This window comes from Microbispora bryophytorum, from assembly GCF_006874465.1.
GTDB lineage: Bacteria > Actinomycetota > Actinomycetes > Streptosporangiales > Streptosporangiaceae > Microbispora > Microbispora bryophytorum.
The window spans coordinates 79150-92602 of sequence record NZ_VIRL01000003.1 but is presented as its reverse complement, the minus strand read 5'-3'; the positions used below and the strand labels follow the sequence as shown (position 1 = coordinate 92602).

General features: G+C 71.7%; 10 protein-coding genes and 1 pseudogene. 4 read left to right on the top strand and 7 right to left on the bottom strand.

Going from position 1 to position 13453, the window contains the following annotated elements:
• Nucleotides 1–170 precede the first annotated feature (170 nt).
• Nucleotides 171–908 (top strand): polysaccharide deacetylase family protein, encoded by a 738-nt coding sequence (locus tag FLX07_RS07980; RefSeq protein ID WP_142569133.1) that lies wholly within the window; start codon nucleotides 171–173, stop codon nucleotides 906–908.
• On the opposite strand, the gene FLX07_RS07975 is transcribed toward FLX07_RS07980, so the two are convergent.
• The 4 genes from FLX07_RS07975 to FLX07_RS38310 all read right to left on the bottom strand — a co-directional run bounded on the left by FLX07_RS07975 (nucleotide 847) and on the right by FLX07_RS38310 (nucleotide 5499).
• Nucleotides 847–2067, bottom strand: a complete 1221-nt coding sequence (locus tag FLX07_RS07975; protein ID WP_229689526.1) for an acyltransferase family protein — start codon at nucleotides 2065–2067, stop codon at nucleotides 847–849. The genes FLX07_RS07980 and FLX07_RS07975 overlap by 62 nt on opposite strands.
• A gap of 136 nt (nucleotides 2068–2203) precedes the next feature.
• On the bottom strand, nucleotides 2204–3775 hold the full coding sequence (gene guaA / locus FLX07_RS07970) for a glutamine-hydrolyzing GMP synthase (protein WP_223853070.1): 1572 nt from the start codon (nucleotides 3773–3775) through the stop codon (nucleotides 2204–2206).
• Nucleotides 3776–3945: 170 nt separating this feature from the next.
• Nucleotides 3946–4803, bottom strand: coding sequence for a class I SAM-dependent methyltransferase (locus FLX07_RS07965; RefSeq protein ID WP_142569129.1), 858 nt, complete (start codon nucleotides 4801–4803; stop codon nucleotides 3946–3948).
• Nucleotides 4804–4842: 39 nt separating this feature from the next.
• Nucleotides 4843–5499 carry a TetR/AcrR family transcriptional regulator gene (locus FLX07_RS38310; protein WP_142569127.1) on the bottom strand — a complete coding sequence of 219 codons (657 nt, stop codon included), beginning with the start codon at nucleotides 5497–5499 and terminating at the stop codon, nucleotides 4843–4845.
• A 102-nt stretch (nucleotides 5500–5601) separates the two neighbouring features.
• Between FLX07_RS38310 and FLX07_RS38815 the strand changes: the two are divergent.
• Nucleotides 5602–7647: pseudogene (locus tag FLX07_RS38815) on the top strand (HelD family protein); the annotation flags it as partial.
• On the opposite strand, the gene FLX07_RS07950 reads toward FLX07_RS38815, so the two are convergent.
• The 3 genes from FLX07_RS07950 to FLX07_RS07940 form a co-directional block, all read right to left on the bottom strand.
• Nucleotides 7572–9338 (bottom strand): GMC oxidoreductase, encoded by a 1767-nt coding sequence (locus tag FLX07_RS07950; protein WP_142569890.1) that lies wholly within the window; start codon nucleotides 9336–9338, stop codon nucleotides 7572–7574. The pseudogene FLX07_RS38815 and the gene FLX07_RS07950 sit on opposite strands and share 76 nt — an antisense overlap.
• 2 nt (nucleotides 9339–9340) lie before the next feature.
• Nucleotides 9341–10897: a succinic semialdehyde dehydrogenase gene (locus FLX07_RS07945; RefSeq protein WP_142569125.1), complete on the bottom strand. Its 1557-nt coding sequence runs from the start codon at nucleotides 10895–10897 to the stop codon at nucleotides 9341–9343.
• A gap of 128 nt (nucleotides 10898–11025) precedes the next feature.
• Complete coding sequence (locus FLX07_RS07940; protein ID WP_142569123.1) at nucleotides 11026–11508, bottom strand: MarR family winged helix-turn-helix transcriptional regulator; 483 nt, start codon at nucleotides 11506–11508, stop codon at nucleotides 11026–11028.
• Between the two features lie 221 nt (nucleotides 11509–11729).
• Between FLX07_RS07940 and FLX07_RS07935 the strand changes: the two genes are divergently transcribed.
• Entirely contained in the window at nucleotides 11730–12689 is a 960-nt protein-coding gene (locus FLX07_RS07935; RefSeq protein WP_142569121.1) for an aldo/keto reductase, read from the top strand.
• 33 nt (nucleotides 12690–12722) lie between these two features.
• Entirely contained in the window at nucleotides 12723–13403 is a 681-nt protein-coding gene (locus FLX07_RS07930; RefSeq protein WP_142569119.1) for an MBL fold metallo-hydrolase, read from the top strand.
• Nucleotides 13404–13453: the final 50 nt, after the last annotated feature.

Below are 13453 nucleotides of genomic sequence, written 5' to 3'. Positions count from 1 at the left end.
GAACCCCACTCGTGCGGGGGCAGGCTTAGCCCCTTCCTTGGTCGAAGGTTTAATCGCTCCCGTCCCAGGTGGACGAAGGTTTCCGGGCCGTACGAAATCGGACTGAAGAGGAGGAAGCAACCCGAAGCGCGTTACGATGCCGCGTTATAGATCCCCCCGAGGAGTACCCCATGGCTGTACGTCGTCTGATCCCTCTGGCTGTCGCGTGCGCTCTCGCCGCGGCCACCGCCACCCCTGCGCAGGCTCGCGGGACCGATGAGCCGTACTGCGCGACCCACAAATGCATCGCCCTGACCTTTGACGACGGTCCGGGGCCGTACGTGCAGACGCTGCTGAAGACCCTTTCCGAATACAAGGCGAAGGCGACGTTCTTCGTCATCGGCTCGGAGGTGAAGAAGCACCCGAAGCTCACTCAGCTGATCGCCAAGTCGGGCCACGAGATCGGCAACCACTCGTGGGACGGCACCTACCTGACCTCACTCAAGTACGCCGAGATCAACAAGAAGATCGGCGACACCCAGCGGCTGATCCAGAAGACGACCGGCAAGGCGCCGAAGCTCTTCCGCGCGCCCGGCGGGCTGCGCAACGGCGGCGTGGAGGAGATCACCGCCAAGTTCGGGCTCCTCCAGGTGCCCGGCACGACCGCCACGAAGGACTACATCAAGGACTACCGGCATGTGGACTTTCTCACCAACCGGGCCCTGGACGTGGCCGGGGAGGGCGAGGTCGTGCTGATGCACGAGACCGTGAAGGAGACCGTGGAGTCGATGCCCGAGGTGCTCCAGATGCTGACCGCGGAGGGCTACAGCTTCGTGACGGTGTCCACCCTGCTCGAAGGCCAGGAGCTCACCCCGGGACAGGTATATCCCGACCAGCCTGGGGTGGAGACGACGACCGCCGTCGACTGATCCTGCGGCCCAGCGCCTGGGCCGGCGCCTCCACGAAGCGGTAGGTGAGCCAGCTCAGCGTGAGCAGCACCACGAGGTAACCGAGCGCGGCCACGGCCCGGCCGGTCGGCGTGAGCGACCGCAGGTCGCCGGCGAGCGCGTTCAGATACTTGAGCAGCGGGTGGTGCACCAGGTAGACCGAGTAGCTGATCAGGCCGAGCCAGGTCAGCACGCCGGGGACGCGCCGCCCGCGCAGCACCATGCCGAGCGCGAACGTCCCGCCGGCGAGGACGATCGTGGTGATCCACACGTCGGGCTGCACCCACCACCAGCCCGCCTGGATCGACCACACCGGCGCGGCGGCCACCAGGGCCGCCGCGGCCACGACCGGGCCGAGCCCGCCCGTGCCCCGCTCCCACCGGTACAGGGCCGTTCCCGTGAACATCACCGCGAGGATGGCCGCACCGAACCACGGCACGAAGCTGCCGAACACGAGCAGCACGAGCGCCATCAGGCCCAGCGCGTACGCCGCGACCGTGCGGAACCGGCCGGTGATCAGGCAGGCCAGGCCGGCGAGGAACAGCACGCAGGCGGCGACGGCGGGCCACGGCCCCGGCAGCAGCGGCGCCGACAGCACCAGCCCGGCGGCGACCGCCACGACGCCGAAGGCGATCGCCAGCGTGCCGCTGCGCTGGTGCACCCCGCCCGCGAACAGCGCGGTCACCAGCAGGTAGAACACCATCTCGTAGGAGAGCGTCCACATCGGGTCGGCCAGGGCGCCGGTGTGGACGACGTCGAGCAGCATGCTCATGTGCGCGGCCACGGCCGACAGATCCCGGGGCACCTGCGGGCGAACGGGAACCCAGAACGCCATGACGAGCACGGCGGCGATCACCAGCAGGTAGAGCGGGTACAGCCGGAACACCCGGCTGGTCCAGAACGCTCCGACGTCACCCCTGTTCTCCAGGGAGGCGGGGATGATGTATCCGCTGACCAGGAAGAAGACCAGCACGCCGTACATGCCGAGGCTGAACCAGTAGGGGCGCAGCGACGGCATGAGCCAGGGCAGCGCGTGCTCGGCGACCACCGCCATCGCGCCGATCCCCCGCAGGGCGTCGAGCCACGCGAGCCTGGCGACCTTGGTGCCCGACCGATCGGTGGCTTGGGGAGTGGCAATCACACCGCGCCACTCTATCCGGCACGGCCGGGATCACACCGATTGATCCCGGCTCATTGCCCCGCGTCCGTTCATCCGCGCTCGACGAGCCGGGCTCGGACACACCGGGCTCGGACACACCGGGCTCGACGAGCCGGGATCACTCCCACTCGATGGTGCCCGGCGGCTTGCTCGTCACGTCGAGGACCACCCGGTTGACCTCGCGGACCTCGTTGGTGATCCGGGTCGAGATGCGCGACAGCACGTCGTACGGCACGCGCGCCCAGTCGGCGGTCATGGCGTCCTCGGAGGTCACCGGCCGCAGGACCACGGGGTGGCCGTAGGTGCGGCCGTCGCCCTGCACGCCGACCGAGCGGACGTCGGCGAGCAGCACGACCGGGCACTGCCAGATGTCACGGTCGAGACCGGCCCGGGTGAGCTCCTCGCGGGCGATGGCGTCGGCCTCGCGCAGCAGGTCGAGACGCTCACGGGTGACCTCGCCGATGATCCGGATGCCGAGGCCGGGCCCGGGGAACGGCTGGCGCCACACCATCGCCGCAGGCAGGCCCAGCTCCTCGCCGGCCCGCCGCACCTCGTCCTTGAACAGCGTGCGCAGCGGCTCGACCAGATCGAACTTGAGGTCGTCGGGCAGGCCGCCCACGTTGTGGTGCGACTTGATGTTCGCGGTGCCGGTGCCGCCGCCGGACTCGACCACGTCGGGGTAGAGCGTGCCCTGCACGAGGAAGTCCACCGGCCCGTCGGCGAGGATCGCGCGCTGCTCGTCCTCGAAGACCCGGATGAACTCCCGGCCGATGATCTTGCGCTTCTCCTCCGGGTCGGTGACGCCGGACAGCGCCTTGAGGAAGCGCTCGGCGGCGTCCACGACGCGCAGCTTGACGCCGGTCACCTCGACGAAGTCGCGCTCGACCTGCTCGGCCTCGCCCTTGCGCAGCAGCCCGTGGTCGACGAAGACACAGGTCAGACGGTCGCCGATGGCCCGCTGGACGATCGCGGCGGCGACGGCGGAGTCGACGCCGCCCGACAGCGCGCAGATGGCCCGGCCGTCGCCCACCTGGGCGCGCACGGCCTCCACGGCGTCCTCGACGATGTTGAGCATGGTCCACGAGGGGCGGCAGCCGGCCGCCTCCAGGAAGTGCTTGAGCACCCGCTGCCCGTGCTCGGAGTGGAGCACCTCGGGGTGGAACTGCACGCCGTACAGACCGCGCGAGGGGTCCTCCATCGCGGCGACCGGGGTGGCGTCGGTGGCGGCGGTGACGGCGAACCCCGCGGGGGCGCCGACCACGGAGTCGCCGTGCGACATCCAGACGGTCTGGGCGACGGGCAGGCCGGCGAACAGCAGGCCTTCCTGAAGGACCTTGAGCTCGGTCCCGCCGAACTCGGCGGAGCCGGTCTTGGCGACCTCGCCCCCGAGCGCCAGGGCCATGGCCTGGAAGCCGTAGCAGATGCCGAAGGTCGGCACGCCGGTCTCGAACAGGCCGTCGGGCACCGGCGGGGCGCCCTCGGCGTACACCGAGGAAGGGCCGCCGGACAGGATGATCGCCTTGGGCTTCCTGGCCAGCATCTCCGACACCGGCATCGACGATGGGACGATCTCGGAGTAGACGTGGCACTCACGTACCCGTCGTGCGATCAGCTGCGCGTACTGCGCGCCGAAGTCCACGACGAGGACCGTGTCGAACTCAGACACTGGAAAGGACCCCCAAGAAGGCAGCGAGGCGGTGACGCCAGTCTATCGGCGCGGTGACGCTGCCCGCCCGGGCGTCCACCGCCCGCCCGATACCCCTGCTCGATGCCCCTGCGGGATGCCGTGCGGGATGCCGTGCGGGATGCCGTGCGGGATGCCGTGCGGATGCCGTGCGCGCACCCGGTGGACCGACTCCGTCAGGCCCTCCGGCGGGCGTGGGTGATCACCGAGATCCCGCTGCACGCCAGGGCGTCCGCACGCTCCCGGAGGGCGGGGCCGGCGGCGTCGCACTCCGGCACCTGCTCGGCCACCTCGAAGCCGTGCTCCTCCAGCAGGTCCGCCGCCTCTCGCGGGCTCAGGAACGTCAGCCAGGGTTCACCGCCCTTCGCCACCAGCGGCATCAGGGCCTCGGCGTACGCCCGGGCCCGCGGGCCGCGCAGCGCCTCGGGCAGCAGGTGGTCCATGACGATCTCACTGCCGGGGGCGAGGCGGCCGAGCCCGGCCAACGTGCGCGCGACGGCCTCGCGGGTGAGGTAGACGGTCACGCCGAGCCAGCTCACGAACGCCGGCCGGGCCAGGTCGAACCCGTGCGCGACGAGCCGGTCGACGGGGCACTCCCCGGCCTCCATGTCCGCGGCGACGTACGTGAGGTGGGGCGGCGCCGGGAGGCCCGCGCGTGCGGTCGCCTCCCGCTTCCAGCGCTGCGTGCCCGGGTGGTCCACCTCGAAGACCTCCACCGGCCCGGAGGCCGGCCTCCAGGCGTAGGTGTCCAGCCCCGCGCCGAGGATCACGTACTGGTGGACGCCCCGCCGTACGGCGCCGGCCAGGCGGTCCTCGGCGTAGCGGCCTCGGGTGACCACGGCCGCACGCAGCCCGGCGACGACGGGATGGTCCCCCATCTCACGGTGCGGGCGCAGGTAGTCGTCGGCCCACTCGCCCAGCAGGGCGTACGCGAACGGGTCGCGGAAGACGACCGGCTCCCCGTCGACGATCAGGTGCGCGGCGCGCGCCGCCGCCGCGTGGAGCGCGGTCGTGCTGGGCCCCTCGGTCTGCACCCGTCGAGCGTAGACCGCCTCAGCGATCTTGGCGATGGGTCACAGGCCGTGTGCCCGCGCGCCGTGCCGTAGCAGTTCGAAGGCGGTGCCGGCGGCGGCGACGGCCTCGCCGTACACCTGTCCGGCCGTCCGGCCGGACGCCAGCGCCGCGTAGTTGTCCCTGGCCAGGATCTGCCGGACGGCGACGTACTGCGCGGCCACCAGCCGCGATGTCAGGCGCGACGTCGGGCGCGGCACGGGATCGGAGTCGGTGCCCGCCGCCTCGCGCAACGCCTGCGCCAGCGCCTCCGTGTCCGCCACGGCGTACTCGGCCACGCGGGAGGCCAGGCTGGGGGTGTCGAACACGAGGCGGTGGTAGGCCATCACCGCCGGGTGGTCGCACAGGCCGGTGGTCGGCTCACGGGCGTCCAGCCCGGCCATGAAGGCGTCGTGCAACGCGTCCAGCGGGGTCCGCCCGGCCTGGCGGGCGCGCACCACGGCCGCCGCCTCTCCCCGGTGGTCGGCGATCCGGTGCAGGACCAGATCCTCCTTGGAGGGGAAATACCGGAACAGTGTGGGCTTGGAGACCTCCGCCGCCACCGCGATCTCGGCCACGCCCACCCGGTCGAAGCCGTGTTCCAGGAACATCGCGATCGCGACCTCGGAGATGGCTTGCCGGGTCCGCTCCTTCTTCCGCGTGCGCAGCCCCTCGACCATGCGCACAGGCTAGCAGCAGTGCCGAGAAAAGTTAACCAGGTTGCATATTTAACCGAGTTGCTGTTCTATGCCCCTACGGAGACCGGGGGAAGGAGACGGCGGATGACCCCGCTGGAGGAGGAGCAGGCGTACGTCGAACGCTGCAGGGAGGGCCTGCGCCGGATGCTGGACGGCGCCCGGCACAACGTGGTCGTCGGGGAGACCGTGGCGGGCGACCGCTACAGCGCCGAACGGCTGGGCCGCCACCTGAAGAGCCTGGCCAAGGAGCTCGGCGAGGACGACGGAGGGCCGCCGTTCTTCGGCCGCCTCGACTTCGGCCCGGCCGTGAGCGAGCACGCCGGGCGGCGCTACCACATCGGCCGCCGCCACGTCTCCGCCGACGGCGGCTGCCCGCCTCTGGTGATCGACTGGAGGGCGCCGATCTCGCGGACGTTCTACCAGGCGTCGGCCCGGGATCCGCGGGGCGTGGCCGTACGGCGGCGCTTCGGCTGGGCCGGCGGGGAACTGACCGGGTTCGAGGACGAACACCTCGACCGTGGCCCGGACCATGGCCCAGACCACGGCCCAGACCACGGCATGGATCGCGGGGCGGACCACGGGGCGGACCTCGACGGCGCGGGGCGCATCCTGACGGCCGAGATCGAACGCCCCAGGGTCGGGCCGATGCGCGACATCGTCGCCACCATCCAGCCGGAGCAGGACGACCTGGTCCGCGCCGGCCTGGAGGAGTCCCTGTGCGTCCAGGGCGGACCGGGCACCGGCAAGACCGCCGTCGGCCTGCACCGCGCCGCCTACCTGCTCTACGCCCACCGCAAGCGGCTGTCACGCGGCGGTGTGCTCGTGCTCGGCCCCAACCGGGCCTTCCTCGGCTACATCTCCGCGGTGCTGCCGGCCCTGGGCGAGGTCGACGTCGAGCAGACGACGCTGGACGCGCTCCTCGCCCGGGTCCCGGCCAGGGGGATCGACGGCACGGACGCCGCCGTGGTCAAACACGACGTGCGCATGGCCGAAGTGCTGCGCAGGGCGCTGCACCGGCGCGTCCGCGAGCCCGCGGAGCCGCTCGCCGTGGCGGACGGCTCCTCCCGCTGGCGTGTCTCGCGCAGCGAACTGCGCCACGTGGCCGAGGAGGCCCGGCGCGAGGCGATGCCGTACGCCGTGGGCCGCGAGCGCGTCGTCGCCCGCGTGGCGTCACTCGTGCGGAGCCGTGCGGAGGCTCGCGGCCGGACGATCGACACGGCGTGGACGCGCCGGACCACCCGGGCCGTCACCTCCGCCGTGGACGCCTTCTGGCCGGCCGTACGCCCCGAGGAGGTGCTGTTCGAGGTGCTCACGGATTGCTCGGAGGCCGCCGAGGGCGTGCTCACGGCGGCCGAGCGGGCGGCGATCACCTGGGCGAGACCACCGCGCACCCACCGGAGCGCCGCCTGGACGGCCGCCGACCTGATCCTGCTCGACGAGCTCGCCGGCCTGATCGAGCGCCCGCGGGGATACGGCCATGTGATCGTCGACGAGGCGCAGGACCTGTCGCCGATGCAGTGCAGGGCCGTCGCCCGGCGCAGCGAGCACGGCTCGCTCACCGTGCTCGGCGACCTGGCCCAGGGCACGACCCCGTGGGCCGCGCGCGACTGGGCCGAGCAGATGGCGCACCTGGGCAAGCCGGACACCGCGGTCATGGCGCTCACCACCGGTTTCCGCACGCCCGCCGTCGTCGTCGAGCTCGCCAACCGCCTGCTGGCCGAGCTCGCGGTGGACGTGCCGCCGTCCCGGTCCTTCCGGCGCGACGGCCGGTTGCGCGTGCTCCGCGGGCACGACCCGGCGGTCGTGACGGCGGTGTTCGAGGCGCTCGGCCACGAGGGCTCGATCGGCGTCATCGCCGCCGACGCGTCGGCCGGCCGCCTGCGCGCCGCGCTCACCGGCGCCGGGCTGGCCGTCGCCGACGGCCCCACGCCCGACCCGTCCGTACGGATCTCCGTGGTGCCCGCCACCCTGTGCAAGGGCCTGGAGTACGACCACGTCGTGCTGGCCGAGCCCGCCGAGATCGTCGCGGCCGAGGAGCGCGGGCTGGGCAGGCTCTACGTGGCGCTCACCCGCGCGGTGTCCCGTCTCGACGTGGTGCACCGCCGTCCGCTGCCGTCCCCCCTGACGTCCCCCCCCGACGTGATGCCCACGATCGGCAGGCGCAGCGCGCCCGGCGCCGACGCGGGGACGACCGGCCGCACGGGCGCGACCGGCCCGAGCCGCACGTACGCGGAGCCGAGGGCGGGGCGCGGGTCCGGCTCGCCCTTGTTGGGCCACAGCGCCATCGCCCGCTCGGCCTGCGCCGTGATCGTGAGCGAGGGGTTCACGCCGAGGTTGGCCGACACGGCCGAGCCGTCCACGATGTGCAGGCCCTCGTAGCCGTAGACCCGGTGGTAGGGGTCGATCACGCCGGTCTCGGGCGAGTCGCCGATCGCGCAGCCGCCGAGGAAGTGCGCCGTCGCCGGGATGTCGAACAGGTCGAGCCAGGAACCGCCCGGCATTCCGCCGATCTCCTCGGCCGCCTGGCGGACGGCCTCGTGCCCGGCGGGGATCCAGGTGGGGTTCGGCTCGCCGTGGCCCGGGCCCGTCCGCAGTTTCCCGCCCTTCAGCGAGAGCGTGATCGAGTTGTCCTTGGCCTGCATCACCAGGGCGATGATGGCGCGCTCCGACCAGCGGCGGTGGTTGAACAGCCGGGGCAGCAGGTGGGGCCGCCGCAGGGCCGCGCCGAGGAACTTCAGCCAGCGTGGAGCCCGGCCGCCCCCGTCGACCAGCAGCGTGCGCAGCGCGGCCATGGCGTTGGAGCCGTCGCCGTACCGCACGGGCTCGATGTGCGTCTCGGGGTCGGGATGGATCGAGGAGGTGATCGCCACGCCCCGGTTGAGTTTGGCGCCCTTCGCGGTGAGGCGTTCGAAGCCGAGCAAAGCCTCGGAGTTCGTCCTGGTCAGCACGCCGAGCCGGGGCGAGATCCGGGGCAGCGCGGTCGCCCTGAGCCGGTGGAGCAGGTGCTGGGTGCCGTACGTCCCGGCGGCGAAGACCACCTGCCCGGCGGTCAGCGTGCGGGTGGGGCCGAACGGTCCCGTTCGCTTCACCGTGATCTCGTAGCCGCCCTCGACGGGCCGCACACCGGTCACGGTGGTCTCCGGGTGGACCTTCGCCCCGGCCTTCTCGGCCAGGTAGAGGTAGTTCTTGATCAGCATGTTCTTGGCGCCGTGGCGGCAGCCGGTCATGCACTCGCCGCACTCGGTGCAGCCTCGGCGGCGCGGGCCCGCGCCGCCGAAGTAGGGGTCGTCCACCTCGGCGCCGGGCTCGCCGAAGAACACCCCGACCGGGGCGAGATGGAAGGTGTGGCCGACGCCCATCCGCTCGGCGACCTTCTTCATCACCTCGTCGGCGGCGGTCACCGTCGGGTTCTCCACCACGCCCAGCATCCGCCTGGCCTGGTCGTAGTACGGCGCGAGCTCGGCCTTCCAGTCGGTGATGTGGCGCCACTGCGGGTCGTCGAAGAACGGGTCGAGCGGCTCGTAGAGGGTGTTGGCGTAGACCAGCGACCCGCCGCCCACCCCCGCGCCGGCCAGCACCATCACCCCGTTGGAGCCGCGCAGGACGTGGAAGCGTTGGATGCCCTTCAAGCCGAGCGCGGGCGCGAACACGAAGTCCCTGGCCCGCCAGGAGGTCTTCGGCAGGGTCGTCTCGTCGAAGCGCCGGCCGGCCTCCAGGACGCCGACCGAATAGCCCTTCTCGGTCAGCCGCAGGGCGGTCACGCTCCCGCCGAACCCCGACCCGATCACCGCGACGTCGTAGTCCAACGCCCCGCCTTCCATCTTCACTTGAGGTGCAGCCGCTTCATCGTCTTGAGCAGCCCCGCGAGCGTGTCGGCGTACTTGTCGTAGGTCATGCCGAGGATCGGCTCGAAGCCCAGCCACGTGGCCTGGCTGGCCACCGTCTGGACCTCCGTGTATTTCAGCAGGCCCTCGGTGCCGTGGCGGCGGCCGAGCCCGGACGACTTCATCCCGCCCATCGGCGCGTCGTAGGAGGCGTACGCCGAGCCGTACCCCTCGTTGACGTTGACGGTGCCCGCCTTGATCAGGGCGGCGAGGCGGCGGCCCCGCGCGACGTCCCTGGTCCAGATCGAGGCGTTCAGCCCGTACGCGGTGTCGTTGGCCGCGTGCACCGCCTCGTCCTCGTTCCTGAAGCGGTAGAGCGACACGACCGGCCCGAACGTCTCGTCCCTGCAGACGGCCATGTCCTCGCCGACGCCGTCGAGGACGGTCGGCTCGTAGAAGAACGGGCCGAGGTCGGGGCGCGGCCTGCCGCCCGTCAGCACGGTGGCGCCCTTGGCGACGGCGTCCTCGACATGCGCCGACACTCCGTCGAGCTGCCTCTTGGAGGTGAGCGAGCCCATCTGCACGTCCCAGTCGAGACCGGGGCCGATCCTCATGTTCCGCACCGCCCGGACGAACTTGTCGCGGAAGGCGTCGGCGATCGCCTCGTGCACGTAGAGACGCTCGATGGAGATGCACAGCTGGCCCGCGCTGGTGAAGCAGGCCCGGATCGCGCCCTGGGCCGCCACGTCGAGATCGGCGTCCTCGAGCACGATCATCGGGTTCTTGCCGCCGAGCTCAAGGGAGCAGCCGATGAGCCGCTTGGCCGCCTCCTCGGCGATCCTGCGCCCGCCGCGCGTCGAGCCGGTGAACGCGACATAGCCGGCGCCGTCGATCAGCGGGTCGCCGACGTCCTCCGGATCGCCGAGCACGACCTGCCAGATGTCGCGCGGCATGCCCAGCTCGGCCAGCAGGTCGATCGTCCACAGCGTGGACAGCGGGGTCTGGGTGTCGGGCTTGTGCACGACCGCGTTGCCCGCGATCAGCGCGGGGACCACGTCGGAGACGCCGAGGGCCAGCGGGTAGTTCCACGGGCTGATCACCGCGACCACGCCCTTGGGGTGGCGCAGCTCGGCCGTGCGGGTGGCGATCGGGAAGATGCCCTGCCTGCGCTGCGGCTCCAGCAGCCCGGGCGCCCGCCGCGCGTAGTGGAGCGTGCAGCCCGCCACGTCGACCACTTCCTCGTACGCGTGGCGCCGCGCCTTGCCGGTCTCCCACTGCACGATGTCGAGCAGCTCCTGGCGGCGGTCGAGCAGCGCGTCGTGGAGCCGCAGGAAGGGCGCGATCCGCTCCCGGACCGGCAGCGCCGCCCAGGCCTCCTGCGCCGCCCCCGCCCTGGCGTACGCCGCGCGGACGTCCTCGGGGGTGGAGATCGGGACCTCGGCCAGGACCTCGCCGGTGAACGGCGCGACGATCTCCCGCGTCTTGCCCTCGGAGGAGACGTGCGTGAGGATCCGGTCGACCATGGCCGCGTCGAGCGTCCGATTCATGGCACCCATGCCCGAAGAATATTCCGGAGCCCCGCTCGTGGCTACCGGTAAGTAATGCCTCGGTCGCCGCACCCCCGGCCCGTGCCCGTCTGAACCGCCCTGACCTCCGGTCGCGGGACGGGAAGGCGATGGGAGGGTCAGGGGAGCCCGTTGAGGGTCGTCACGGCGCGGTCCAGGAACGCCTCGAAGAGGCGTCGTTCCTCCTCCGTGAACGCCGCGCCCAGGGCCCGCTCTACGCGCAGGGCGGCCTCGTCCGCCTTGTGGACGAGGGTGCGCCCGCGCGCCGTGAGCGTGTTCACCAAGACCTTCTGGTGCAGCGCCGACGAACGTCGCTCGATCAGACCGGCCCGCTCCAGATTGGCCAGCACGGTCGCCATCGTCTGGGGCGTCACCATGCATTCCCGGGCCAGCTGGGCGGCCGACATGCCCTCGGACGTGGACAACAGCAGCAGTGTGGCGTACTGCGGCACGGTCAGGCCGTACTCGCGCAGCGCGTGGGTCTTCCGGCCGATCAGGGCCTGCTCGGCGCGCTTGATGACGTGCCCCAGTCGGCCCGCGGCGGGCCCGGGCGTTCCCGAGGGAGGGCCGTCCGTCGTCCCCACGGCTCCGATATCGGTCATATCAGTAGTCTGACATGGAGAAACGCCTGTCAGCCCTTGGTCGTCCCCCGCGGCGCGGGCGGGAGCCGCTCCGCGAGCTGCTCGTACGCATACCGAGGAAGCACGAGCACCAGCCCCGAGAGCCTTGCCGTCATCAGGTACCGTCCCCTGATTTACTATCGTACTCTGTCTTATATCAGGGCTCTGTTATTCCTGGAAGAACCGAACAAAGGGGTCTCGTTATGCGCACCACCACCTTGGGTGGCTCCGGCTTGGAAGTCGGCGTGATCGGGCTCGGCTGCATGGGGATGTCATGGGGCTACGACATGCTCGGCCGGGACCAGGCGACATCCATCGAGGTCATCCATCGCGCCGTCGATCTGGGCTGCACTTTGATCGACACCGCGGACCAGTACGGCCCCTTCACGAACGAAGAACTGGTCGCCAAGGCCCTGCGGGAGCGCCGGGACGAGGTGGTGGTGGCGACCAAGGGCGGCCTGGTGGTGGATGATCCGCAGACCTTCGCCAGCCACCGCGACGGACGCCCGGAGCACATCCGCAAGGCCTTCCATGACAGCCTGCGCCGGCTGCGGACGGATCACGTGGATCTCTACCAGCTCCACCGGGTCGATCCCGCCGTGCCGATCGAGGAGACCTGGGGGACGATGGCGGAGTTCGTGGCCGAAGGCAAGGCCAGGGCGCTCGGCCTGTCCGAGGTCTCCGTCGAGCAGATCGAGCGTGCGCACGCCGTCCACCCGGTGGCGAGCGTGCAGACCGAGCTTTCGCTGTGGAGCCGTGAGCCGCTCCTCGACGGGGTGCTCGACCACTGCCGCGAGCGGGGGATCACGTTCATCGCCTACTCACCGCTCGGCCGGGGCTTCCTCTCCGGGCGGATCTTCGGTTCCTCCGACCTGCCGCAGGTCGACGGCCGGCACCGCACACCCCGCTTCCAGCCCGAGGCCCTCGCGGCCAACCAGGCCGTCGTCGCCCCGGCCCGTGAGCTCGCGGAACGGTTGGGAGTCACCGTGCCACAGGTCTCGCTTGCCTGGGTTCTGGCGCAGGGCACCCACGTCGTGGCACTCCCCGGCACCAAGACCCTCCGCTATCTGGAGGAGAACGCCCGCGCGGCCGATCTCGTCCTACCGGAAGACGCCCGCAAGGCGCTGGCCGACGTGCCCGCACCGGTCGGCACCCGCTACTGACCGCAGGCAGGAGCAGAGGATCAGGGATCCTTCATGCTTGTATTCCAGTTCCGCGCCGGTTCCTTCGAGACCAACGCCTACGTGGTCGCAGCCGGGCCGGGCAGCGGTTGTGTGATCATCGATCCCGGGCAGCGCTCGGCCGCCGCGCTGCGCAGGCTTGTGACCCGGCATCGCCTCGAACCGGAAGCGATCCTGCTCACCCACGGCCACATGGACCATACCTGGGACGTGCTGCCGCTCAGCGAGCGCTACGGCGTGCCGGTGTACGTCCATCCCGATGACCGGTTCATGGTCGCCGCGCCCGCCCGGGGGCTGCCGGAGAGCTTCCCCCGGGAACTGCTCGCCGGCCACCCCAATGCGGAGCCCTCAGACATGCGCCCCTGCGGAGCGCCCGGCTCTCCGGTCGTCGAGGCGGCGGGCCTGACCATCCAGGCCCATCATGTCGCCGGGCACACTCCCGGTTCGGTGGCGTACTACGTCGAGTCAGGTGAGCCCGCGCTCTTCACCGGTGACGCGCTGTTCGCCGGGTCGCTCGGCCGAAGTGACGGGCCGGGCGGCGACGCCAGTCGGCTCCGTGACGGCCTCTCCCGGATCTGCCGGCCGCTGGACGACGCCACACGCCTGCTTCCGGGCCACGGAGGACCGAGCACTCTCGGCGGGGAACGGCGGTTGCACGCCTTCCTCCGGTGGCCCCGCCCTGTCCTCCCCCGGTGACGAACCGCTGGTGCTCCATGTCGTCGGCATGCTGCCGCAGGGCGCCCCCG